The following is a 20,628-nucleotide window of genomic DNA, read 5'->3' as shown; positions in this document are numbered from 1 at the left end:
TCCGCGGTCGAACCTAGGGTGGGAAAGTGAAACTGCTGCCCGGCGACTCCGCGGAACTGCGCAAGGCGCGGGGCGCGTTCTTCACGCCGCCTGCGATTGCTGAACACCTGGCCGAGTGGGCCATCCGTGGGGATGCGGGCGCGAGTGTCCTCGATCCCACCTGCGGCGAAGCGGTGTTCCTCATCGCCGCAGGCCAGGAGTTGAAGCGCCTCGGGCAGACCGCCGGCGACCTCGACAGCCAGCTCTTCGGCGTTGATCTTCACGAAGCGTCCCTCGTTGAAGCGATGACGCTACTGGAGGACGAGGGGCTGGACGGGACGCTGATCGCGTCTGATTTCTTTGCCGTGCAGACCCCAGACATGCTCGGCGCGACCGTCCCGTTCGTTGACGCGGTGATCGGAAACCCGCCGTTCGTGCGCTACCAGGAGCACGTGGGCGTGTCCCGGCGCCTGTCGGCGGAGGCGGCTCTGCGAGGCGGCGTCCGCCTCAGCGGCCTCGCGTCCTCATGGGCGGCGAGCCTGGTGCACTCGGCCGGGTTCTTAAAGCCCGATGGACGGCTGGCGATGGTTCTGCCGGCGGAGCTGCTGACGGTCGGATACGCCGAACCGATCCGCGCGTGGCTGCGGAGCCGATTCGAGCGCGTGAGCCTTGTGCTCTTCGAACGACTTCAGTTCGAGGGTGCACTGGCCGACGTCGTGCTCCTGCTGGCCGAGGGTCGCGGTGGTTGCGACTCGTTCTCGCTGTATCACGTCGACTCCGCCGACGACCTCGCTCAGCTCCGCCCGTACACGCACACGAACGTCACCCCGCCGACGTCGGGTAAGTGGACTGACATCCTCATCCCCAAGAAGCAGCGGGGCCTGTACCGCGAGGTCATCGGCAGCCACTTCTCCGCACTCGGTGACTACGGGCGCGTCGAGTTGGGTGCCGTCACCGGCGGCAACTCGTTCTTCGCACTGACTGAGGCGACGCGGCTTGAATACGGGCTCGCGGAGAGCCAGCTCGTCAAGATCAGCCCACCCGGAACTCGCCACTTCCACTCGTCCGTGTTCACCGCGAAGCACTGGCAGGAGCTGCGCGAGCGCGGTGAGCGCGTGTGGCTCTTCCGGCCCGCGCCCACCGACGACTCCGATGCGCGCCGCGCGTACACCGCCTACGGCGAATCCCTGCACGTCAACGAGGCGTACAAGTGCCAGATCCGATCGCCGTGGTGGCGTCCTCCGGTCGCGGCTCCGCCGGACCTCTTCTTCACCTACATGAGCCACAACTACCCGCGGCTGATCACGAACACGGCGAAGGTCGGGTTCCTGAACTCCATGCACGGCATTCGGCTCCACGCTGACGCTTCGGCGGACGCCGCGGCCGCGCTGCCCCTGCTGTGCTTGAACTCCGCGACCATGCTCGGCGCGGAAATCAACGGCCGCTCCTACGGCGGCGGCATCCTGAAAATGGAGCCGCGCGAAGCAACCAGTCTCCCCGTCCCCAACGCGAGCGTCCTGGCCGCCGCATGGGCGGAACTGAAACCGATGAAGTCGAAACTGGAGAAGCAGCTCGCCGCCGGTGAGTGGACCGAAGTCGCGAAGCGCGTCGACGCCGCAGTGTTGGGTACCGGCGTCGGACTGGCCGAGGCCGAGATCGCGGAACTCCTCGAAGCAGCACGGCAGCTTCGATCCCGCCGACTCAACCGAGGAGAGTGACCCCATCGCGGACATCGATTCCCCCGAAGACCTCGACGCGCCAGGAGATGTGGCTGACGCGCGGCGCGCATCCCGGGACCCTGCTGATCAAGCGCGAGTCGAGGCCCTGGTCGGGAATCCCGCCCAGAAGCTCCTCCTCCTCAAGGAGCGGATTCAGGACGAGCACATTCGCGAGTTCAGTCGCGTCGAGGTCGACTTCCTCGACCTGCTGTGGTCGATCGACACCTACCGGCGCGAACACGTCATCCCCCGCACCCCGCGAGCGGTCGGAGCCGCCGTCGACAAGGACGAAACCGGCGAAGGCCTCTACCGCAGCAAAGGCAACTGGTTCTCCGAAATCATGGCCCTGATCCTCGGCAACAAGACCACCAGCGTCCTCGCGTCCAGGAGCAAGATCGCCGGCTTCTCGCAGAACCACCAGATCGACATCGCCTGGCCCGACCGCGACACAGCAGTTTTACGCGATCCCCTCATCTGCTGTGAAGCGAAGCTCACCGGAGCACCTGGAGTGAAGGGCGGCAAGCCCCGCGGTGGTCTCGCCGACTGGACCAACCGGCGCAAAGAACTGAAGTTCCAGGCAACGGACCTGAAACTTGCTCGGCACAGCACCAGCATCCACAACTGGAACGCGTGGAGGAAGAAAGCCGATCCTCGGGTATACACCCTGTGGGCCGCGCGACTCGAAAGCGTCACCGGTAACCATGATGAGGCGAAGCAGTACGCCCGCATGGTGAAAGAAGCACAGATCTTGACCGCCACCTACTCCGATGGAGTGGGTATCTACGCATTCAAACCCGACGACCTCAACCAGCGGTACGTTCCGGTGACAGTTTCGACCGATGCCGCTGCCCGGGTTACGACCTTGGATGAAGTACTGGATGAAATTGCGGGGGAAATCAAAGAACGGATGGAGGAGCACGGCAACCGTGTCCCACCTCCCCGCCCGTCACAGCCTCCTCTCGCCATCGACATCTCAGACGACGACTCCGACCAACTTCCGTCGTCCTGACTGGTGTCGGGGGAGCGTGAGGGGGTCGCCCCTCACGGGCCGGCCCGGGAGGCCGGCCCGCACCGCTCACTGGCGCGACCTGGCGCTCGAAGCGTCGATGGTCCCGGCAAGGCGGCGGATGATTTGCAGGGCGTGAGCGTGCTGCTCGGCGGTGATTCCGACGCTCTTGGTCGGGGAGTAGTCGAGCAATCCGGGCGATCGGAGCCAGTTTGCGGCGACCTGCGCCTGTGGCTTCCGCAGGAGTCGGGCAGTCTGGCGGAGGTCGCGCAGGATCGGGTTGTTCCGCTGAGCGCTCATCAGGCGTCCGTCTCGGTCGTCGCAGGAAGGCCGAGGAGGTCGCGCACGCGCGCTTCCTGCTCCGGGGTGAGGGGCACGGTGTCTCCCGTGTCGGCGTTCCCGCCGAGGACCACGGCGCTCCCGTAGACGGGGCTGGGGTAGCCGAGGAGGTTGGCCAGGAACGTCGCGGGGCGGTTAATGGTGCTCCCGTTGATCATGCCCTCGTCATCGACCCATAGATCGATCCCGTGCTTGCAGCGGATCACGTCAAACCAGTGGCAGCCGATCGCCGCCTGCAACTCAGCGACGTGCGCTTCCTCTCCCGGGTCCGCAATGCTCACCGTCTCGAATTCATCGGCCGTGATGCGAATGGCATCCATCTCTGCTCTCCCTTACTGATCGTTTTTCTTTGCCTCTCCGGCGAGTGAAAACCAATTGAGTGGAGCTGGCGGAGTGCTGGCTCTCTCGGGCGAAATAAGGGAGCTTGCGACCGCGTCCGAGAGAGACGGCACGCAGCCGGCGGAGCGAAATAGGTTGAAACCGCGGAGAGGTGAAGAAAACAGAAAAAGAGCCGCGTAGCGGCTTCCTCTTGGCGGTGCTCCGTCACCGCTGCGCGGGCAAAGCTCGCGCCTGAAAGAGAAAGCCAGAGGAGCTGGACCGAACTTGCCAAGTTCTTACGTGGACTAGGCAAAGCCAGTGGCGGCTGAGTTCAAGCGCCTGTGTGGTGTCTCACGGGCCTACAGGTTCGAGCGGGAGACTCCATCCCTCGGGCTTGTCGACGGCCTGGCCGTCGCGGTCGGTGAACACGTAGAAGTAGAACGTCGAGAGCCGCTTGTCGTTGTTGCCCGACAGGGCGCCGGCCGAGTAGAGCCGGCTCGCCCACGACTCCCCCACGGCCGCCTGCGCCCATGCGGCGTACTCGTCAGTGTCGAGGATCTCTGAGTTCCCGACGAGGAGATTCGAGCCCTTCACGGACACGCTGACGAGCGAGAGTGCCGGGTCGACGCCGGAGTCGGGTTCGAGCTGCGCGGCTGGGCCGCGGTCCATAATGACCGACACCTCTGCACGCCGGTTGGTCAGTGAGCGACCGCGCAGGCGCGGGAGGCTCGACGCGCGCGCTCGCGCTGCGGCGATCGCCTGGGCGTCGGTCATGCCGGCGCCGGCTATCCGCTCCCCCGCGTCGGTGAAGAGGGTGCGCTGCATCGCGCGGATGTCGCGCTCGTGCTTGTTGACGATCTTGCAAACAAGTGCCGAAACCATCCTCGGATTTTACGGAGGAGGACGCGCGCCCCTCAGCCGAGCGTGGCACGCTGGCGACATGAGTACTCCCCGGACTCCTCGGACGCCGCTGGCGTGGACCGCGTCGATCGCGAACGGCGGGGTGTGGGGCGGGCTGTCGCTGATGTTCCTCGGAATCGCAGGCGAGCAGACCTACGCGGCGTTCAGCGGTGAGTGGTTCAACGTCCTGGGCTGGGTGCTGATCGTCGCCGTCGCCGTGGGCCTGGCGGTCGTCGGCGTGATCGAGAACCGGAACATTCGAGCGGGGAAGACCTACAAGCCGCGACCCCGCCGCTGACGGCCGTTCGGGCGCGCCTGGCCGTTCCGGGCGTGCGGCGAGCGGTCGAGGGGGCTCTCCTCCTCGGGGCCGGTCCGACGAGGGCCGGCCCTGCATGTTCGGTGGGTCACTCCCCCATCGGTCGGCCCTGGGGCAGCTCGCGCGCTCCAACGGACGGGAACGGCTGGCCTCCGTTGTACTGAGCTTCGAGCCTCGCCACCTTCTCCATCACCGCGTCATTGATGAACTGCGAGAGAGTGCGGGTGCCTTCTTGGACCTGGGTGTGTCGGATCGCGCCGCGTACTCGAGACGTGTCCACGGGGTCCTGGTAGAAGCTCACCTTGGGCGGGTACTTCGGCTTCGTCATCGGCTTCGCGGCCGGCGTCTCCTGCTGTTCGATCGCGGGGGCCGGCGGCGCCGACCGAGCCGGGCTGTCCTGCGGAGCCGGCGGCTCTGCTGCCGGCTCCGCAGCCGCGATCTGAGGCGGGGTGATGGGATTTGCTCCGGCCAGGCTGGACTTACGGGGTGCGGGGCGGTTCACGGGCGTTCTCCTTCGATGCTGGCCAGGTGGTCGGCGTAGATGGCGCCGAGTGCGGATGCTTCGGCGCTCCCCCACTCGTCCAGGCCGCGGGCGGCCTCGGTCGCGTCCGCGATGACGACGCGCTTGGGGATCGGCGGGAGTAGGACACTGAGGCCCCGGGCCTCCGCGGCGCTGCGCAGCTCTTCCAGCCACGTCGCGCCACTGACGGTGCGCTCTTCGTGCTGGTTGACGATGATTCCCGCGACGCGCAGCTCGGCGTTGTAGTAGCCGCGAACGTTCTCGATGGTGTCGAGGAGCTGCGCGAGCCCGTTGGTGCTCCACAGCTTCGAGTGGGTGACCACCACGACGCCCTGGGCGGCCGTCAGGCCGTTGATCGTGAGCTGATCCAGCGACGGGGCGCAGTCGATGAGGATCAGGTCGTAGTCGTCCGCTACGGCCGCGAGAGCGCGGCGCAGCCGCCCCTCTCGCCCCGCTCCGGCGATGACCAGCTCGTCGCGGACGTAACCGAGAGTGACGCCGGTGGTGGGCACGACATCGAGCCCCGGCCAGACCCCCGCCACGATGACGTCGCGCAGTGTCTCTGGCGCGCGCTCGCTGAGCGCGTCTGCCAAGCCTGCCTGGTCGTCTGCGACGCCCTCGGCGGCGGCCACGGCGGTGAGGTTGCCCTGGGGGTCGTTGTCGACCACCAACACTCGCTGTCCGCGCAGCACTGCGGCGCGGGCTAGATGGAACGTGGTGGTGCTCTTGCCCACACCGCCCTTCTGGTTGCAGAGGGCGAATATCTGAGCGGTCATGGTGGTACCTCCAATGAGGAACAGTACTGTTACCGGGAGCCTAGCGGCAATCCCGGTAACAGTACCATTCGGGTTAGTTTGCGATAAGGGCCGCGTCGCCAAGGATCGCGGCCTGCGCCTGCTGCGCGAGTGCCCACCGGTCGGCCAATGCGGCCTGGTCTTGGGGTGAGTAGTCGCCGTGCTCGGCCTGGTACTTGAAGTCCTCGTAACCGCGCTCAGCGAAAGCCAGCAGCGCCTCCACACCCGCGCGCAGATCGTCGGAGACGACGAGCGTCCGCGCGTCGTCGACGTCGATCGTCAACGGGTCGTAGAGGTTCGTCAGGCGCAGCACGTACCCGGCGGGCGTGAGGTCGACGTGCGCGCCGAACACGGTGCGCTCCTCGTTGTCCTCGAAGTCGACGCGCCCGAACGTCTCGCGCTCGCTTGTGGGCTCCCAGAGCTGCGGCTGAAGCCGCTCCCCCGTGTCGTAGGGGGTAAGTGCCGATGCGGTCATGGCGTGATCCTCTCTCCTGTTACTACTAATAGTACTATTCGAGTTATTGTGAGTCAAGCGCGAGCGGGGGTGAGGAACGCGACCAGCGCGGCGGCGTAGGCGGTGCCGTCGTCAGTGACGGGGAACCCGCCCGGGCCACCCTCCCCGGGGAGGGCGAGCGTGTTGCGGACGTGCGCGAGGATCGCCGCATCCGAGTCGGACTCGAACGACTCGGGCTCGTCCTGGCGGTGGGTGGCACAGATGAGCGCGAGCTGGTCGGCGCTCGCGCGCCCACCGTCGACGGTGGACGCGCTGCGGTCGGTCTGAGGCTGGTTCTTCATGATGCTCCAATGCTGGTAAAAGTACTATTTAGGTCGGCTGGGATGAGCGGTGCTATCCGAAGGCGCCAGCCCAGCACGCGGGGTGGGTACCCGAGATGAGCAGCTCGCGCTGGTCCGCCGGGACATCCGGCAGCACGTCCTGGATGGGCGTTCCGGTCCGGTAGAGCGCCGCCTGATTGGCGGTCAGCTCGACGCGGCTGGCCTCGCCGCAGAACATGCACTTGCGGGTGGTCACTGTTGTGGTGGTCATGTGGTCCTCCAAACCTTCTACCCCTAATAGTACTATTGCCGCCACCGGATGGCAACGGCAATAGTACTATTGGGCTCAAATTTCTTCGGTGTCGGCGTCCTCGTCGGCGGTCAGCGCGTCGGCCAGGGTGTGTGCAGCGCGCAGCACCCGGGCGGCGGTGCTCTTGATCGTCTCGGGCTCGCCGTTGCTCCAGTTGGCGACGTATCCGATGCTGTAGGCGCTGGTGTCGAGCCCGAGAATCCCAGCGACGACGTACGCGACGCTCTCGGCCTCGGTCTCCTTGATGCCGCGGTGCTCGATGTACTCTTCCTCGTCCTCCTCGGCGTGGAGGATGACGTGCGCGGCCTCGTGCAGCGCAGTCTTGGCGGCCTGGGCGGGGGAGAGGTTGGCGTCGATCACGACGCGGCACGTGCCGTCCGTGGTCGTGTAGCCGTTGGCCTCACCGGGGATGTTCTCGCGCTCGACGGTCCATCCCTCCTCGGAGAGGTAATCCTCGACGGCCGCCGTGATGCCGAGCAAGTCGTCACCCGTGAGCCGCTGTGCGAGCGCCTGGGGGTCGCCCGCCTCGGGGTCGATGAGGTCCGTCTGGCTGATGTCGAACACGGAGAGGATGGGGAAGAACCGAACGACCTTCTGCCCCTCCTCGTCGGTCGTCGTCTCCTCGCCCTCTGCGACGTCCTCGGCGGCTACCTTCTTCTGACGGAAGCCGAAGATTCGGATGCCGCGCTCGCCCTTCCGCACCTGGCGGCCGAGCGCCTGCCACTTGCGGAACCCGGCGACGCGGCTCGCGGTGGGCATCTGGCTGAGTATCAGAAGAACGTTGTTGAGCGAGTAGGAGTGGAACGCCTGCGCGAAGGTCAGGAAGCGCGTCCACTGCTCCGTGCCGCGCAGCTCCTCGACCTGCTCAGCGATCGACGCTTGCAGCGCCTCGGCCTGCTCGCGGCGCTCTTCGGCGGTCTTGGTGCTGGTGATCTTGCGGGCCATTTCGGTTACCTCCGTTGATGGTATTAGTACTGTTAGCTCTCGCTGTCCCCCACGTTTTTTTGCCGTGGAGGCGGTTTTCCGCCTTAGCAACCGGAGGGCGTAGTGCAACCCGGAGGGCGGCGGGGGAGAGAGTTTCGGCGCGAAATAAGGGAGCGCAGCGACCGCGTGCCGAAAGTCTCGGAGGAGCCGGTGGCGGAGCCACTTGAACGGAGCCCGTAGGTGGCTACGAGGGAGCGCAGCGACCGAGCCGCCGAAGGCTTCACGGCAAAGAAACGGCACCCGAAGGGTGCATTTAGTCGGCCGGCTCGCCGGCCGTCCCTCACGACGCGCAGCGTCGAGGCTCTATAGAGCAGCCGGCGCCGACCTGGCTTCGACGGCAGAGGCCCAAACCCAGAGCCGGCGGCTGGTGTCGCGGTCCTGCCACTCGACCATGACGGCTCGGGCGGTCCAGGCGATCGCGAAGCCCTCAACGCGAACGGGGGTGCCGGGGTAGCGGACCCAAGCCCAGACGGGCAGGGGAGTGGCGGCCCAGGTGGGCCGCTGCCGGGTCTTGTCCAACTCGTCGTCGGTCAGGCCGATGGGGTGGCCGCGGCCGGCCGTCTCTTCGATGCGTCGATCGATCTGTGCGCCGACGTGGCGCTCGTAGCGTCGGTTCGTTCCCACGCCGCCAGTAGAACATATGTTCGAACGCGTGCAATCGACGTCATGCGGCGGTCGAGGACCACCAGAGCGAGCCGGGGGCGAGCATGCCGGTGCGTCCCCAGTGCAGCGCCTCGCGGTGATCGCCGCGGCCGGCGGCGTCGCGGGGGTAGAGCGGCCAGACGCGCTCACCAGCGGTGCTGTCCTCGAAAAGGGGACGGCTCGACACGTGTCGGCGTCGCGGTCGTTGCCTGGGGGAGGAGGAGCGGTGGGCGAGCTCGGCTAGCCACCAGGCCCAGACTTCGCGCTCGACGTCGTAGCGGTGCGCTCGATCCTTCAAGGCTCCGTCGACGCCGATCGCGCGAGCGGCGGCGGTTCGGAGGTCACGCTTGGCCTGGGTCCAGCCGTTGGTGTGCTTGATGATCAGGCGGTGGGTGCGGAGGCGGGAGAGGGCTGTGGCGGCGGTGCGGGTAGTCACTCCCAGCAGCGTGGCGGCGGCGTCGACGGCGAGGGTTCCTTCTCGGCGCAGCAGCGCGTACGCCTTCCCTGCCAGGTGTCCGAGACCGCCGCGGGTGAAGAGGTCGTGCCGAGTGTCCGTGAGGTCGGCCTCGAGCGTGGTGAGGAGCATGGTTCGTTCGGTGAAGAGCGGCCCGGGGGGGCGGGGGTTATTAGTGGTTGTGACCGGACCTTGCAGGGAGCCTGTGGAAAAGTGTTCGGAGAGTCGCCATTCGCTGGCGTTGGATCCGTCTGCGCGGACGGCGAGCTGCACGTAGCCGTCCTCGCGCAGCGTCCGCAGGGCGCTGGCGGCCGTGGTGCGGCCCAGGCCGGCCAGGAGGGCGAGGTCACGGATAGATGCGGCGACGGTGCGCTTGCCGGTGTGCAGGGTGAGGTAGGCCAGGGCGGTGAGGATCGTCTTCTCCGACGTCGCCCGCTCGGTCCTGCCCCACCGGCCCGGGCTCACCCGGAACCGGTCGAGGAGGGCGCTGACGGCGCCGACGAGGCTGTCCAGCTCCGCCAGGTCGCTCGGCTCGCGCTCGGGCGGGAGAACGGCGTGCAGCGCCGCGTACTGGCGGGCCTTCTCCCACTGCCGCGCCAGGCGCTCGGCGGCCTCGTCGCGGGCGCGGGGCCGGCGGTGGCCGCGGCCGGTGTTCTTGGTGCGGTAGTGCTCCATCCCGGGAGCGGTGCGAGCGGCGTGCTCGACGTCGGTCAAGGACCAGCCGGCGTGCGCGGCGGAGAGCAGGCACATGAACGCGGTCCACGACGGATTCGCGCCGCCTCCAGGCGTGGCCATGTGGGCGGCGCCGGCAGCGCTGAGCGCTCGGTGCGTGTGGTGTGCGGTGGCGGTGGGTACTGGGGGAGTGGCGTCGACGCGCCGCGGCGGCCGGGACGCTTCGAGGGCGTCCGTGACGGCCTCGATCGCGGCCGCGGTGACGGTCTTGTCCAGCAGCTCCTCTGCGCGGCCGCGGAGGACGCTCGAGAAGCTGCCGTCGCGGTGCGGGGACAGCGGCGGGCGGGCGGCGCCGGTGCGCGGGTTGCGGAGCATCCCGTGGTCCAGGGTGCGGAAGTTTGCTCGAGCGGCGATCGCCAATCGGGCCACCAGCTCGGCCGGAGCGCCTTCCGCGAGAGCGACCCACAGGTGCCGGCCTCCGGTGCCGGAGGACTGGCACACGACGTGAGCGACCTGGTGCGCGTCGAGGACGGCAGAGAGGGCGTCGCAGTCGTCTGCGGCCTGCTCCATGAGGTCGGCGTCGACGCCGTGGGAGTCCTTGCCGTCGAAGTCGAAGCACAGCAGCCGGAACGCTCCGGCGTCGTCGGTCAGATAGATCGCCCACGGCGCGGCCGGCGCGACGGCGGAGACGGGGAACGCGGCCGGATAGGCGTTCTCGTCCAGGCGCCCGTAGGCGTCCGGACGCATCGTGCGCACCGCGGCACGGGGGCTCAGCCTGCGCGTCAGTGCCCAGGGCGCCGAGAAGGAGTCAACTTCGGCGTTTTGGGCGTGCGCAGACACAGCAATGTGGCTTACGATGAGGTCACTTCTCCTCCCTCGGGTGGGGATGACGAAGGCCCGGCCTGAGAAACCGGTACTTCTGGAACTGCTTCACACCTGTTAGCCCTGGTAAGCGAGGGTGTGAAGCGAGAGCTTCTAGGCCCGTCGCGTGAGCGGCGGGCCTAATGCGTTAAGTCGTGGTGATCGGCAACTCCTCGTTCGGCTCGGTCTCAGAGGTCCACCACACCGGCAGCCCCCGAGAATCGACCTCGATGCTCTCCACCAGCCGTTCGAAGAACACAGCCGACGACACGTTGGCGTGACGCGCGAGCTGATCGAAACGATCCTTCGCCGCGCGCTCAACCTTCCAGCCGGTCGCTACGGCGTCATTGAGCGAGCCGCGAGGTCGCCTGGGAGTAGCCATGCCTGGAAACATACCGCTGTCGCTAGCGATCGCGAGACGCGCTGCCCGGTGTGTCGCCGTCACAGGTCGAGCGAGCGTCGCGCGGCGACCACGAACGACGCGATCGAGTTGGGGTCGACGCGGAGGTCTTCGCCCAGATGGATCAGGAGCCCCAACCGGTCGAGCGCTTCGACTTTGAGGCGCACCGCGGACGGCCGCAGGCGAGTAGCGCGCGCCAGCAGCGCCGGCGATGCCGCCGTGTCCGCGAGGAAGCTCAGCACACGGGTCATGTCCGGCTCGACAAGCGTCTGGATAGCTCCAAGCGCATCAGTGCCGTTCCCGGGGCCAAAGGCCTTCGTGCTCATCATCGATGCGCCCCCAAATCTGTCAACGAATATCCGTGCGGGTACTGGGCCGACCCCGTTACGCCTTGCATGAATCGCGGGCTTGCGGGACGGGGGGCGCGCGCCGTGAGGCGATTCCGCACGCTCATTGCAGCAGCGGAAAGCGCCGAGACAACGGCGTTGGTTCGAGGAAGTCCCAGCGCCTGACTCACGCGCTCATCGCCAATCCATGTGCTGAGGATCAGCCGCGCAAAGGGGCGGACAGGCTTCGGCATAGTGGAGCGGATGACTCCGACTGTCCAGTCGGTCAGCTCTTGCCCCTCACGCGACCAGGCAATCCGATCCTCCTCATAGGAGCAATAGAAGGAGGTCGCGGCGTCGACGTCCCCTGGAACATTTCTGAGACCCATTACGCGGCCAAGGTTCGCGTAAAAGTCGATTGTTGAAACCTGCTCCGCCGACGTCAGCTCACGCCACCCATGCTTCTCTATCCACCGAATCGGTACTATTGCAAGACTGAAGAGAACGTAGAGGAAATCTTCGCTAGGCGCTTTCACATGGCGATGAGCCGAGACAAGTAGGTCGATCATCTCGAGCGCGCGATCTGACTGAAGTTCTCCGTCGATGAGCTCGTAGAGAATGAGCGCAGTGTCTACTGAGCGTTTTCTGGGATCCGACTTGATAGCGCCTGAACGGTGGAGCGTCCGGGCGATCGACGGGACAGCGAAGGACCGGTAGTAGCTGAGCATGAGACCGATCTGCGCGTCGCGAGGCAGATCGAACATCACGAGCTGACGGTAGGTGTCGGCCCATGCCTCGCGCGGCGCAGCCGCGAGCGCACGGAGCCGTGCGGCGTGCGATGCGTGCATGGAACCACCCCCCGTCTGGCCGCTAACGACCGGTGTTGTACGTGTTCAATGAACCATAATGTGTCCGTGTGGTCAAAACAGGTACGCGCCCTCGTGTCGAGGGTGATGCTCGCTGCAAAGCTTCCGCGACCCCTGACCGCGGAGAGCCTGCTCGCCTACATGGAGGACCTCTGCGGAAGAGACATCGTGTTTCGTGACACACCTCCTGCTCTCCTGCATGGGGGAGTGGTGAGCTACTGGCAGCGGACAAGTAGCAATAAGAACGTCATGTATATTCCCCACGACACGACGCGTCTACACCGCAAGCACAATCTGCAACATGAATACGGACACGTGCTGATGTGGTTCTTTCTCGATCAACAGGAGGTAACGATTGGGGTCGATCGGGAGGACCTAGCGGAGGCCATCGCAGACGCCCTCGCGAAGATACAGGCGGCCGACGCGCTGGACCAGTCAATGCAACGCAATATCGGTTTTGGCGGAACGCTATGGTGACCATTCTCGAGTGGGTCATCGTTGCAGCAAGCGCTCTTCCAGTCATCGCCCTAATAGCGACACGGAATGCCTTCAAATATCCTTTGTTGACGATCGGGTGCGTGGGCTTTGCGATACTCCTCGCTCTAAAGAATACGCTCCTTTACACAGGAGTCGATCATGCTTTAGGTGGTTACAACCGAGCCGTTCTACTAATGCATATGGCTGGACTGGTAGCAACCATCATCTTTGATGACATAATCATGCGTTCTGTCAGCTCTACGAACAATCGGATGCGTCGGCGGTTCACTGTCTACTCGCTTGGTCTAGCAGGCGCGTGTCTACAAGTGGAAATTTTCGCAGCCAGCAACTGGCCCGTTACTGATGTCGAACTCATCCACTATGACCACGAAACGTCGGCGCTCGCCTTCAAATCGGTGCTCTGGCTTTCTCTCATCATGACAGCAAGCATGGGACTCGTTGCCTGCCATAGGAATCTCCGTGTTCATTCCGGTTTCCATCGTCGGCTGCCTATCTACCTGATCGCCCTCGGTTGTCTCGGAGTGCTGCTGGTAACTCTGCTCGTTGCTAGAGGCTGGGTGGATTCGGACCACATCTCCAAAGGGACGGATCTGACCCTGTCACTGGCGGGCGGTGCCTTCCTCGCGGCCGGCTTCAGCTACGCGCCGATTACTGACCGGTGGCGGGCTCGTCAGCAGCACCAGCGCGAGCGATACCATTTGGTCAAACTGAGGCCAATCTGGACGGACCTTACGACACAAGTTCCGGCGGCGCGACGCCGAAACGGTGGTCCGGATGATGACTACAGCGAGCTGTACGGCTACCTCTCCGAGTGCGAGGACGCCCTACTGCTGCATGCGAATCTCTCTGGCGACCAGTACAGAGTGTTAGAAGAAGCCCGCGCCTACGTGCACGAACGACAGGGAGTACCTCATGACTGATTCCGAGTCAGGAGCGGGCACCCCCACGAGCCCGGGCGGGATCACCGTCTCGAAGGAGGAGCTGGCGCAGCGTCTGCGACTCGCAACCGACCGCTACGAAACCATGCACGGGCGTCAACCGTCCTGGGCCGTGGTGGAGGAACACGTCAAGGCCGCAGGGGTCGACCTCTCTCGCACCAAATGGCACTACATGCTGTCCGGCTCTCACGTCCTCGCAAAGGACATTGGCGTGTTTGAGGCGCTGGGCGATCTGTTTGACATTCCTTCCACCTTCTTCTATCGGGCCGAAGAAGATGTGCCGCCGCGTCTCCATGAGGCCATGCCGGCCATCCTCGACCTTCGGAGAAATCGAGTTCGAAGAGAAATGCGCTCTATCGGGGAGATTTCACCCGAAGCAGAGGCGGCAATGGAACGCATCCTTGCGGAGCTTGAAGCGGAATAAGCCAGCTACGGCGTGTGATTGCTCTTGATCCACGACGTGAAGCCGTTAAGGACTTCATCAAATCGCTCGGTGTCTATCGAGTACATGACCGACACCCCGCGACGTCCGCCGGGTGGAAGATGAGTACTCACGCGGACGATACCGGCACTTTCGAGCGTTGAGAGACAGCGCGAAAGTGATGCGTCGGTCATATCGACGGAACGTTTCAGATCTCCGAAGTACATGCCGGTTTCGCCCCACAATGCGCGGATGACTTCGCCGTTTTTCTTCGCCAGAACGGCTTGAGTCAACAGAACCTCCGGTGGCAAGGCAGGCACATCGGGGGCGCCGGGCTCGGAGGTCATCACAACATCATGGCGTATGGGGTCCCCGCCGAGACATCTTCGGGTATCGATGTGGAAGCAAGACTGCACTGAATGAGTTCAGGATGTCAACTCGTGCAATTATGACCCCATAGAGTGATATCTTCGAGGTGTGGGGGTGGCTGTCGCTCCTGCTCATCTCGCAGGGGGCACAACTTGGGTGGAGTTCACCAGCGGACCGTAGGTGAGCAGCGCGCACGCGCACTGCTGCTTGGGGTGTCCGTCTCGATCGCAGGACTCCTCTCTGCATGCTCAACACCCGCTGACCCTCCGGCGGCGGAGACCTCGCAAGCTCAGATGCCGACCGTCCTGGCCAGTCCTGACGCCACCGAGGGTTCGCCGGCGCCGGTCCCATCAGCGACCGAAGCGGCACCAGTCGACGCCGAGCCGGCGCCGGCTCTGAACGTCGAGGCTGACACTCTTGCGATCGCCACGGCCGCTGTCGCGGCATTCTGCCGCCCCTCCGTGGACTACGACATGTGGATCGCTGAGCTGTACCCGTTCCTCAGCCAGCAAGCGGCGGTCGCCTATGAAACGGTCGACCCGGCCAACGTGCCCTGCACGAGCCTCACGGGCGCTGCGACCGTCCGTGACGGCGACGGCGCGTTCACGATGCGCATCCTCGTGCCCACGGATGCAGGGGAGTACTCGGTTTACGTCCACCGCACCGACGAGGCAGGCCCCTGGGCCGTCGACCAGATCACTCCTCTGGCATCGGAGTAATCCAGTGGCGAAGGGGGGACTGGGGGTACTGGCGTTCGTCATGGTGCCGGTGGTGGCCATCGCGATTCTGTTGTACGTGTTGCTCTTCGGCGGCGCGGCTGTAGCCGCATGCCTGCCAGCCGGGGGACCGGTGAACGTGTCCGCGATCCCCGCGGACGCGAAGGTCGGCGCCTACGGGCACGACCAGCTCGTGAACGCAGCACTGATCGTCAACGCGGGCGCCGCGAAGGGCCTCGGCGCCGATGGGCAGACGCTCGGCGTGCAGACGGCGATCGGGGAATCCTCGCTGGTGAACATCAACTACGGGGACGGTGCGATCAACCCGGACGGGTCGGTTGCTGACTCGATCGGCTTGTTCCAGCAGCAGTCGAGCTGGGGCACCGTCGAGCAGCGCATGGACCCGACGACCTCGGCGGGCTTCTTCTACGACCGCCTCGTCGCGGTCGAGGGCTGGCAGTCGATGGAGCCCTCCATTGCGATCAACAAGGTGCAGCGCAACGCCGACCCGAACCACTACACGAAGTACCGCGCCGACGCCGTGGCGATCATGACGTACCTCAACGGCCTCGGCAGCAGCGCGACCGCACCCACGGCCACCACTGCGCCGGTGAGCGTCCCGTCGACGCCGACGAGCACCGCGACGTCGACGGCCGCGCCGGTCGGCGGATGCGTCCCCGTGTCCGGCGACGCGCAGGCACTCGCGGCCGGCCTCGTGACGGCGATGGAGGAGGGCCGGCTGCGGCTGCTCGAGGACCGCTACGCGCAGCAGATCCGCGACATGGCCGCCGGGACCGCCAAGGAGAACTGCGGCATCGACGTCCGCATTCTCCAGATCATCACGATCGCGCTCAACACGTTCGAGCACGTCGGCGTCTCGGACCTCAACCGCCAGTGCACCGGCTCCCTGCTCGGAGCGGGCACGGGCTCGTCGCACTGGATGAACGGCGGCGGCAACGCCGTCGACTTCTTCTCCTTCAACAACACCGCCACCACCGGCTGCGACGCGAACGCACTGCAACTGCTGACGGTCCTGGACCCGCAGGTACACCAGGGCTCTCGTGCCGGCCAGATCCAGTGCCGCTCGACCACGTACCAGCACATCACCCAGTTCGGTGACACCCCGAACCACCTGCACTTCGACGTCGCCTACGCCGACGGCCCCCTCACCACCGGATAACCGGACCCCGTCGACGTCGCGACCGCGGCGGCGATCACCCCGCACCACCCAACACAGAAAACGGAGCACACCATGTCTGCACTGCTCGCAGCAACGACCGACATCCTCACCACCGCGGGCGCGCTCGGCGCGGTCGTCCCGGACCCGGGTCCCGGCGGCATGCCCCCCGGGTTCGAGGCCTTCACCACCGTCATGGGCTGGGCCAAGTGGGTCGGCCTCGGCGTCGCCGTCGTCGGCCTGATCATCCTCGGCGTCACCATGACCGTCTCCGCCCGCCGCGGCGAAGGCGGAGAGATCGGCGGCTGGCTCGGCCGACTCCTCGTGGGTGTGATCGTCATCTCCGCCGCGTTCACGATCGTCGGGTTCCTGATGGGCGCGTAGCGTCCCCGGGAAACCGACACCACCAACAGAAAGGCAAGGGACATCATGAACGACTCCGAACCGCGTAACCCATTCACCACGAAGGGCTTCATCGTCGGAGCCGCCATCGTCGGAGCACTCGCCGTCGCCGGCATCGTGCTCGGCGTGACGTCCCTGGACGCCGGGGGAGGCGGCAACACCGCCGCCACCCCCGGCGCCTCCACCCCCAGCTCGACCATTTCGGCGGACGCCGCGAGCGTGTGCGGACTCTCCGGATACGACGAGACCGGGACTCTCACCGCAGCACCGACGACGGAATGGACCATCGTCGGCACGATGGCCGCTCCGAACTCGGACACGGCCGGACCGGGAGCTACTGATGACGACGGCGTGCGACGCTGCTACGCCCACACCGTCGACGGAGCACTCTTCGCAGTCGCGAACCTGTGGGCGATGGGCTCCAACGCACGCTTGTCCGATCCCGTCATCGAGAAGCTGACCGTTCCCGGCCCCGGACGGGATGCAGCACTGGCGAGGGACGTGGCGCAATCGAACACGGGCCTGAGCGCTCAGATCGCGGGCTTTAAGACGCTGTCCTACAACGGAGACAGCGCGACGATCGACATTGCCTTCCGGCTCAACGACGGGACCCTCGCGAGTATCGCGACGGACGTTGCCTGGTCGGACGGCGACTGGAAGATGCAGCTCACCGATGAGGGCCAGTCGGCCTACAACCCGGTGCGGCTCCAGAGCCTCGGCGGCTACGTGCCATGGGCAGGTGTTGCATGAGCATCCTCGCCACCACCACCGCTCCGCCCGAATCGGAATGCGGCCTCCTCGACTTCCCCTGCAAGCTCAACGAGGGCATCGGCGACATCGTGTCGGTCGCCGCGAACGATGCGTTGCAGCAGTTCGTCAACAACATCATGGAGGGCTACGGGAAGGCCCTCGCCTCCCTCGGCACCCTCTGGGTGCGCGTACCTTCGCCGGTCACGGTCGTGGACCAGGGCGGCGGAGTGAACGGTGGCGGGACTCCGCCGCAGCCGGAGGCGTTCGAGACGATTCTCGGCTACGTGACGTGGGTGTCCGCGGGCCTGGCCGTCATGTCCCTCATCATTGCCGGAGTGATGATGGCCTCCCGGCGCCGGCACGGCGACGGCGAGGCTCACATGGGCCGTATCGGTGTGATCATCATGGCCGTGCTGCTGCTGTCCTCGGCATCAGCGCTCGTGACCGGGTTCCTGCCTCTGGCGATGCACCTCAACGAGTCCTCGAGCGTCGTCGGCTGGGTGCAAGGTCAGTTGCAGTGGTACACCGGCGGTATCGCGATCCTCTCGATCCTCGTCGCCGCCGGCCGCATGGTCTGGACGCAGCGCGCGATGCCGTTGCGCGAGCTCGCGGGATCGGTCCTGACGCTGATCGCCGTGGCCGGTGCCGGCCTCGTCGTGATCCGCCTCGCGACGTCCGCGGGAGATGCGTTCTCCGTCTGGATCCTCGATAACTCGACCGACTGCAGCGTGACCAACGGGGAGTCGAACTGCTTCGGCACGACGGTCGGAGCGATGATCGGGATGACGATGGCGTCGCAGAACTCCATCGGCCTGATCGGCCTGTTCCTGCTGGGCATGCTGGCGGTGTTCATGACCTACGTGCAGATCGCCCTGATGGTGTTCCGCGGCGCGATGCTCGTCGTCCTCGCCGGGATCTTCCCGATTGCCGCCGCCGCGACGAACACGGAAATCGGGCGGCAGTGGTTCAAGAAGGCGATGGCCTGGACTCTCGCCTTCATCCTCTACAAGCCCGCCGCCGCGATCGTCTACGCGATCGCGTTCCGGATGACCGGCACCGACCTGTTCAAATCGGACGGCACCGGCCTCTTCCAGATCGTCACAGGTCTCGCGCTGATGCTCATCGCGCTCGTGGCTCTGCCCGCGCTGATGCGCTTCCTCGTCCCGGCCGTCTCCTCGGTCGGCGGCGGCGGTGCGGCAGGCCTACTGCTGGGCGCCGCGGCGCTCTCGGCCGCAGGTGACGTCGCGACGGGCGCGATCCGCGCCAGCAACAACGGAGGCGGCGGCGGCGGGAACGGCGGCGGCGGAGGCGGCAACACCTCGTCCACGGACGGACCGTCCGGCAGCACGTCGACGCCGGGCTCGCCCGCGTCGTCGCCGGCCGCTGACCCGTCCGGGTCGGCGTCGACGGCCGGCAGCGGCGCCGGTGCTGGTGCCGGAAGCGCGGCGACGAGCGGTGCGGGAGCTGCCGCGTCGAGCGGCGCCGGGGCCGGGGCAGCCGCGAGCGGCGCCGCGGCCGCGGCCGGACCGATCGGCGCTGGTATCGCCGTCGCCACGAAAGCCGCGGAGGGCGCGAAGCATGCCGCGCAGGCCGTGAAGGCCGGCACCGAAGAGGCGACCGGCAGCAACGAGAGCGGGAGCTAACCCATGTCCAGCACAGCAACCGAGCCGATCAAGGCTCGCACCTATGGCAACTGGCGAAAGCCTCAGACCGCCGGCCTCGGTGGGCTCGGACAGCTCGCCACCCTCGTGATGTTCGTGGGCATCGTCGCCTCGATCATCGCGTCAATGTTCTCCGGCCTAGGTCCCGCACTCATCGTCGCCGCCATCTTCGGCGGCATCCTCCTGACCGTCTCGGTCAAGGACAAGCACGGGCAATCAGCCCTGGGAAGGATGGTGGTCCGCGTGAACTGGTGGCGTACCAAGAGCAAGGGAGCGAACATCTACCGCTCCGGCCCGATCGGCCGCGCGAAGTGGGGCACCTTCCAGCTGCCCGGCCTGGCCGCGCCCTCGCAGCTCACCGAGCACGAGGACTCCCACGGCCGCCGGTTCGCGCTGATCAGCACCCCGATGACGAAGCACTTCACCGTGGTCCTGGCGACGGAGCCGGACGGCGCCGCGCTGGTGGATCAGGAGCAGATCAACAACCAGGTCGCGGAGTACGGCATCTGGCTCGCCAACCTCGGAGACGAGCCCGGCATCGAGGCCGCCTCGGTCACGATCGAGACGGCCCCCGACACGGGTACCCGCCTGCGCGGCGAGGTCGAGGGGTCGATGGACCCGGACGCCCCGCTGTTCGCGCGAGCGATGCTCCAAGAGGTCGTAGAGACCTACCCGGTCGGATCGGCCACGATCCACGCCTACATCGCGCTCACGTTCACGGCGACCGCGCGGATCAACGGGAAGCGCCGCAACGCGAAGGAAGTAGCCTCCGACCTCTCCGCCCGCATCCCCGGCTTGACGTCTTCTCTCGCGGCGACGGGTGCGGGCGCAGCGCGGCCCCTGAGCGCGCAAGAGCTGTGCGAAGTCATCCGCACCGCGTACGACCCCGACGCGGCGCTCCTGATCGATCAGGCGCGCGCAGAGGGCGAGACGGCCGACCTGTCTTGGACCGACGTCGGCCCCGCGGGCGCCGAAGCGCACTGGGACTCCTACCGTCACGACGGAGCGGTGTCGACGTCGTGGACCATGACCGCCCCGCCGCGCGGCGTCGTCCAGTCGAACATCCTCGCCCGCCTGCTCGCACCGCACCGCGACATCGCCCGCAAGCGCGTCACCCTGCTCTACCGACCCATCGACCCCGCCCGCGCCGCAGCGCTCGTGGAGGCGGACCTCAACGCCGCCCAGTTCAACTCCTCCGCGTCCACCAAGCCCACGGCGCGCTCGACGCTCTCGACCCGCTCGGCGCAGGCCACGGCCGCGGAGGAAGCCTCCGGCGCCGGACTGATGAACTTCGGCCTGATCGTCACCGCGACCACGCTGCAGCGTGGCCAAGAGCCCGAAGCGCGCGCCGCGATCGACTCCCTCACCTCAGCCGCCCGACTGCGGATGCGGCCGGCGTTCGGCTCGCAGGACTCCGCCTTCGCCGCCGCGCTCCCGCTGGGGCTGGTCCTGCCTCGGCACCTGCGCATTCCCAACGAGATGCGGGAAATCCTGTGACGCACCCCGCCACCACCAGG

Annotated in this window: 27 protein-coding genes; 12 read left to right on the top strand and 15 right to left on the bottom strand. The window is 66.5% G+C overall.

The window, feature by feature from the left end; all coding sequences use genetic code 11:
• Positions 1-26: 26 nt before the first annotated feature.
• Both C5B98_RS14015 and C5B98_RS14010 read left to right on the top strand, forming a co-directional pair.
• On the top strand, positions 27-1,697 hold the full coding sequence (locus C5B98_RS14015; RefSeq protein WP_104263430.1) for an N-6 DNA methylase: 1,671 nt from the start codon (positions 27-29) through the stop codon (positions 1,695-1,697).
• 49 nt (positions 1,698-1,746) lie between these two features.
• Positions 1,747-2,706 (top strand): hypothetical protein, encoded by a 960-nt coding sequence (locus C5B98_RS14010; RefSeq protein ID WP_104263431.1) that lies wholly within the window; start codon positions 1,747-1,749, stop codon positions 2,704-2,706.
• A 66-nt stretch (positions 2,707-2,772) separates the two neighbouring features.
• Here the strand turns inward: C5B98_RS14010 and C5B98_RS14005 are convergent, their stop codons facing one another.
• The 3 genes from C5B98_RS14005 to C5B98_RS13995 all read right to left on the bottom strand — a co-directional run bounded on the left by C5B98_RS14005 (position 2,773) and on the right by C5B98_RS13995 (position 4,242).
• Positions 2,773-3,003: a hypothetical protein gene (locus C5B98_RS14005; RefSeq protein WP_104263432.1), complete on the bottom strand. Its 231-nt coding sequence runs from the start codon at positions 3,001-3,003 to the stop codon at positions 2,773-2,775.
• Positions 3,003-3,362, bottom strand: a complete 360-nt coding sequence (locus tag C5B98_RS14000; protein ID WP_104263433.1) for a DUF3846 domain-containing protein — start codon at positions 3,360-3,362, stop codon at positions 3,003-3,005. Before C5B98_RS14000 ends, C5B98_RS14005 begins: the two co-directional genes overlap by 1 nt.
• A gap of 349 nt (positions 3,363-3,711) precedes the next feature.
• The gene (locus C5B98_RS13995) at positions 3,712-4,242 is read right to left on the bottom strand and encodes a hypothetical protein (RefSeq protein WP_104292760.1); all 531 of its coding nucleotides are present in this window, start codon (positions 4,240-4,242) and stop codon (positions 3,712-3,714) included.
• A gap of 58 nt (positions 4,243-4,300) precedes the next feature.
• Between C5B98_RS13995 and C5B98_RS13990 the strand changes: the two genes are divergently transcribed.
• Positions 4,301-4,558 (top strand): hypothetical protein, encoded by a 258-nt coding sequence (locus C5B98_RS13990; RefSeq protein ID WP_104263435.1) that lies wholly within the window; start codon positions 4,301-4,303, stop codon positions 4,556-4,558.
• Between the two features lie 106 nt (positions 4,559-4,664).
• On the opposite strand, the gene C5B98_RS13985 is transcribed toward C5B98_RS13990, so the two are convergent.
• The 11 genes from C5B98_RS13985 to C5B98_RS16715 all read right to left on the bottom strand — a co-directional run bounded on the left by C5B98_RS13985 (position 4,665) and on the right by C5B98_RS16715 (position 12,080).
• The gene (locus tag C5B98_RS13985) at positions 4,665-5,078 is read right to left on the bottom strand and encodes a hypothetical protein (RefSeq protein ID WP_104263436.1); all 414 of its coding nucleotides are present in this window, start codon (positions 5,076-5,078) and stop codon (positions 4,665-4,667) included.
• Positions 5,075-5,872 (bottom strand): ParA family protein, encoded by a 798-nt coding sequence (locus C5B98_RS13980; RefSeq protein WP_104263437.1) that lies wholly within the window; start codon positions 5,870-5,872, stop codon positions 5,075-5,077. The genes C5B98_RS13985 and C5B98_RS13980 overlap by 4 nt, the downstream gene beginning before the upstream one ends.
• Positions 5,873-5,945: 73 nt before the next feature.
• Positions 5,946-6,365, bottom strand: coding sequence for a hypothetical protein (locus C5B98_RS13975; RefSeq protein WP_104263438.1), 420 nt, complete (start codon positions 6,363-6,365; stop codon positions 5,946-5,948).
• Positions 6,366-6,418: 53 nt separating this feature from the next.
• On the bottom strand, positions 6,419-6,685 hold the full coding sequence (locus C5B98_RS13970) for a hypothetical protein (protein WP_104263439.1): 267 nt from the start codon (positions 6,683-6,685) through the stop codon (positions 6,419-6,421).
• A 52-nt stretch (positions 6,686-6,737) separates the two neighbouring features.
• A complete protein-coding gene (locus C5B98_RS13965) occupies positions 6,738-6,935 on the bottom strand; it encodes a hypothetical protein (protein ID WP_104263440.1) in 198 nt (65 codons plus the stop codon).
• Between the two features lie 75 nt (positions 6,936-7,010).
• Positions 7,011-7,919, bottom strand: a complete 909-nt coding sequence (locus C5B98_RS13960) for an ArdC-like ssDNA-binding domain-containing protein (RefSeq protein ID WP_104263441.1) — start codon at positions 7,917-7,919, stop codon at positions 7,011-7,013.
• A 342-nt stretch (positions 7,920-8,261) separates the two neighbouring features.
• The gene (locus C5B98_RS13955) at positions 8,262-8,582 is read right to left on the bottom strand and encodes a hypothetical protein (protein WP_104263442.1); all 321 of its coding nucleotides are present in this window, start codon (positions 8,580-8,582) and stop codon (positions 8,262-8,264) included.
• Between the two features lie 40 nt (positions 8,583-8,622).
• Complete coding sequence (locus tag C5B98_RS13950) at positions 8,623-10,473, bottom strand: hypothetical protein (RefSeq protein ID WP_374953064.1); 1,851 nt, start codon at positions 10,471-10,473, stop codon at positions 8,623-8,625.
• Positions 10,474-10,735: 262 nt separating this feature from the next.
• Positions 10,736-10,969 carry a hypothetical protein gene (locus C5B98_RS16720; protein ID WP_146076972.1) on the bottom strand — a complete coding sequence of 78 codons (234 nt, stop codon included), beginning with the start codon at positions 10,967-10,969 and terminating at the stop codon, positions 10,736-10,738.
• Between the two features lie 59 nt (positions 10,970-11,028).
• Positions 11,029-11,316: a hypothetical protein gene (locus tag C5B98_RS13945; protein WP_104263444.1), complete on the bottom strand. Its 288-nt coding sequence runs from the start codon at positions 11,314-11,316 to the stop codon at positions 11,029-11,031.
• Positions 11,313-12,080 carry an oxygenase MpaB family protein gene (locus C5B98_RS16715; RefSeq protein WP_146076971.1) on the bottom strand — a complete coding sequence of 256 codons (768 nt, stop codon included), beginning with the start codon at positions 12,078-12,080 and terminating at the stop codon, positions 11,313-11,315. Before C5B98_RS16715 ends, C5B98_RS13945 begins: the two co-directional genes overlap by 4 nt.
• 147 nt (positions 12,081-12,227) lie before the next feature.
• On the opposite strand from C5B98_RS16715, the gene C5B98_RS16710 reads away from it, so the two are divergent.
• The 3 genes from C5B98_RS16710 to C5B98_RS13940 are packed head-to-tail and all read left to right on the top strand — an operon-like array spanning position 12,228 to position 14,039.
• The gene (locus C5B98_RS16710; RefSeq protein ID WP_146076970.1) at positions 12,228-12,656 is read left to right on the top strand and encodes a hypothetical protein; all 429 of its coding nucleotides are present in this window, start codon (positions 12,228-12,230) and stop codon (positions 12,654-12,656) included.
• Complete coding sequence (locus C5B98_RS16705) at positions 12,650-13,597, top strand: hypothetical protein (RefSeq protein ID WP_146076969.1); 948 nt, start codon at positions 12,650-12,652, stop codon at positions 13,595-13,597. The genes C5B98_RS16710 and C5B98_RS16705 overlap by 7 nt, the downstream gene beginning before the upstream one ends.
• Positions 13,590-14,039: a hypothetical protein gene (locus C5B98_RS13940; RefSeq protein WP_104263445.1), complete on the top strand. Its 450-nt coding sequence runs from the start codon at positions 13,590-13,592 to the stop codon at positions 14,037-14,039. Before C5B98_RS16705 ends, C5B98_RS13940 begins: the two co-directional genes overlap by 8 nt.
• Before the next feature lie 5 nt (positions 14,040-14,044).
• On the opposite strand, the gene C5B98_RS16700 is transcribed toward C5B98_RS13940, so the two are convergent.
• Positions 14,045-14,383, bottom strand: a complete 339-nt coding sequence (locus tag C5B98_RS16700; protein WP_146076968.1) for a helix-turn-helix transcriptional regulator — start codon at positions 14,381-14,383, stop codon at positions 14,045-14,047.
• Between the two features lie 315 nt (positions 14,384-14,698).
• Here C5B98_RS16700 and C5B98_RS13935 point away from each other — a divergent pair, with 315 nt between their 5' ends.
• The 6 genes from C5B98_RS13935 to C5B98_RS13910 all read left to right on the top strand — a co-directional run bounded on the left by C5B98_RS13935 (position 14,699) and on the right by C5B98_RS13910 (position 20,608).
• Complete coding sequence (locus tag C5B98_RS13935) at positions 14,699-15,124, top strand: hypothetical protein (RefSeq protein ID WP_104263446.1); 426 nt, start codon at positions 14,699-14,701, stop codon at positions 15,122-15,124.
• 136 nt (positions 15,125-15,260) lie between these two features.
• Entirely contained in the window at positions 15,261-16,301 is a 1,041-nt protein-coding gene (locus tag C5B98_RS17085; protein ID WP_181065554.1) for a hypothetical protein, read from the top strand.
• A 72-nt stretch (positions 16,302-16,373) separates the two neighbouring features.
• Positions 16,374-16,682: a hypothetical protein gene (locus C5B98_RS13925; protein ID WP_104224227.1), complete on the top strand. Its 309-nt coding sequence runs from the start codon at positions 16,374-16,376 to the stop codon at positions 16,680-16,682.
• Positions 16,683-16,727: 45 nt separating this feature from the next.
• Complete coding sequence (locus tag C5B98_RS13920) at positions 16,728-17,450, top strand: hypothetical protein (RefSeq protein WP_104263447.1); 723 nt, start codon at positions 16,728-16,730, stop codon at positions 17,448-17,450.
• A complete protein-coding gene (locus C5B98_RS13915) occupies positions 17,447-19,093 on the top strand; it encodes a hypothetical protein (RefSeq protein ID WP_104327946.1) in 1,647 nt (548 codons plus the stop codon). Before C5B98_RS13920 ends, C5B98_RS13915 begins: the two co-directional genes overlap by 4 nt.
• Positions 19,094-19,096: 3 nt before the next feature.
• Positions 19,097-20,608 carry an SCO6880 family protein gene (locus C5B98_RS13910; protein WP_181065553.1) on the top strand — a complete coding sequence of 504 codons (1,512 nt, stop codon included), beginning with the start codon at positions 19,097-19,099 and terminating at the stop codon, positions 20,606-20,608.
• Positions 20,609-20,628: the final 20 nt, after the last annotated feature.

This window comes from Rathayibacter sp. AY1A5 (assembly GCF_002930875.1).
GTDB lineage: Bacteria > Actinomycetota > Actinomycetes > Actinomycetales > Microbacteriaceae > Rathayibacter.
The sequence above is the reverse complement of the archived record's forward strand: the minus strand, read 5'-3'. Positions and strand labels throughout refer to the sequence as shown.

Excerpts from the sequence above, each read along its gene's own strand:
- C5B98_RS14005 (WP_104263432.1), bottom strand. The coding sequence starts at position 3,003 with ATGAGCGCTCAGCGGAACAACCCGATCCTGCGCGACCTCCGCCAGACT.
- C5B98_RS14000 (WP_104263433.1), bottom strand. The coding sequence starts at position 3,362 with ATGGATGCCATTCGCATCACGGCCGATGAATTCGAGACGGTGAGCATT.
- C5B98_RS13995 (WP_104292760.1), bottom strand. The coding sequence starts at position 4,242 with ATGGTTTCGGCACTTGTTTGCAAGATCGTCAACAAGCACGAGCGCGAC.
- C5B98_RS13990 (WP_104263435.1), top strand. The coding sequence starts at position 4,301 with ATGAGTACTCCCCGGACTCCTCGGACGCCGCTGGCGTGGACCGCGTCG.
- C5B98_RS13980 (WP_104263437.1), bottom strand. The coding sequence starts at position 5,872 with ATGACCGCTCAGATATTCGCCCTCTGCAACCAGAAGGGCGGTGTGGGC.
- C5B98_RS13975 (WP_104263438.1), bottom strand. The coding sequence starts at position 6,365 with ATGACCGCATCGGCACTTACCCCCTACGACACGGGGGAGCGGCTTCAG.
- C5B98_RS13970 (WP_104263439.1), bottom strand. The coding sequence starts at position 6,685 with ATGAAGAACCAGCCTCAGACCGACCGCAGCGCGTCCACCGTCGACGGT.
- C5B98_RS13965 (WP_104263440.1), bottom strand. The coding sequence starts at position 6,935 with ATGACCACCACAACAGTGACCACCCGCAAGTGCATGTTCTGCGGCGAG.
- C5B98_RS13960 (WP_104263441.1), bottom strand. The coding sequence starts at position 7,919 with ATGGCCCGCAAGATCACCAGCACCAAGACCGCCGAAGAGCGCCGCGAG.
- C5B98_RS13950 (WP_374953064.1), bottom strand. The coding sequence starts at position 10,473 with ATGCGTCCGGACGCCTACGGGCGCCTGGACGAGAACGCCTATCCGGCC.
- C5B98_RS16720 (WP_146076972.1), bottom strand. The coding sequence starts at position 10,969 with ATGGCTACTCCCAGGCGACCTCGCGGCTCGCTCAATGACGCCGTAGCG.
- C5B98_RS13945 (WP_104263444.1), bottom strand. The coding sequence starts at position 11,316 with ATGATGAGCACGAAGGCCTTTGGCCCCGGGAACGGCACTGATGCGCTT.
- C5B98_RS16705 (WP_146076969.1), top strand. The coding sequence starts at position 12,650 with ATGGTGACCATTCTCGAGTGGGTCATCGTTGCAGCAAGCGCTCTTCCA.
- C5B98_RS13940 (WP_104263445.1), top strand. The coding sequence starts at position 13,590 with ATGACTGATTCCGAGTCAGGAGCGGGCACCCCCACGAGCCCGGGCGGG.
- C5B98_RS16700 (WP_146076968.1), bottom strand. The coding sequence starts at position 14,383 with ATGACCTCCGAGCCCGGCGCCCCCGATGTGCCTGCCTTGCCACCGGAG.
- C5B98_RS13935 (WP_104263446.1), top strand. The coding sequence starts at position 14,699 with ATGCCGACCGTCCTGGCCAGTCCTGACGCCACCGAGGGTTCGCCGGCG.
- C5B98_RS13925 (WP_104224227.1), top strand. The coding sequence starts at position 16,374 with ATGTCTGCACTGCTCGCAGCAACGACCGACATCCTCACCACCGCGGGC.
- C5B98_RS13920 (WP_104263447.1), top strand. The coding sequence starts at position 16,728 with ATGAACGACTCCGAACCGCGTAACCCATTCACCACGAAGGGCTTCATC.
- C5B98_RS13915 (WP_104327946.1), top strand. The coding sequence starts at position 17,447 with ATGAGCATCCTCGCCACCACCACCGCTCCGCCCGAATCGGAATGCGGC.
- C5B98_RS13910 (WP_181065553.1), top strand. The coding sequence starts at position 19,097 with ATGTCCAGCACAGCAACCGAGCCGATCAAGGCTCGCACCTATGGCAAC.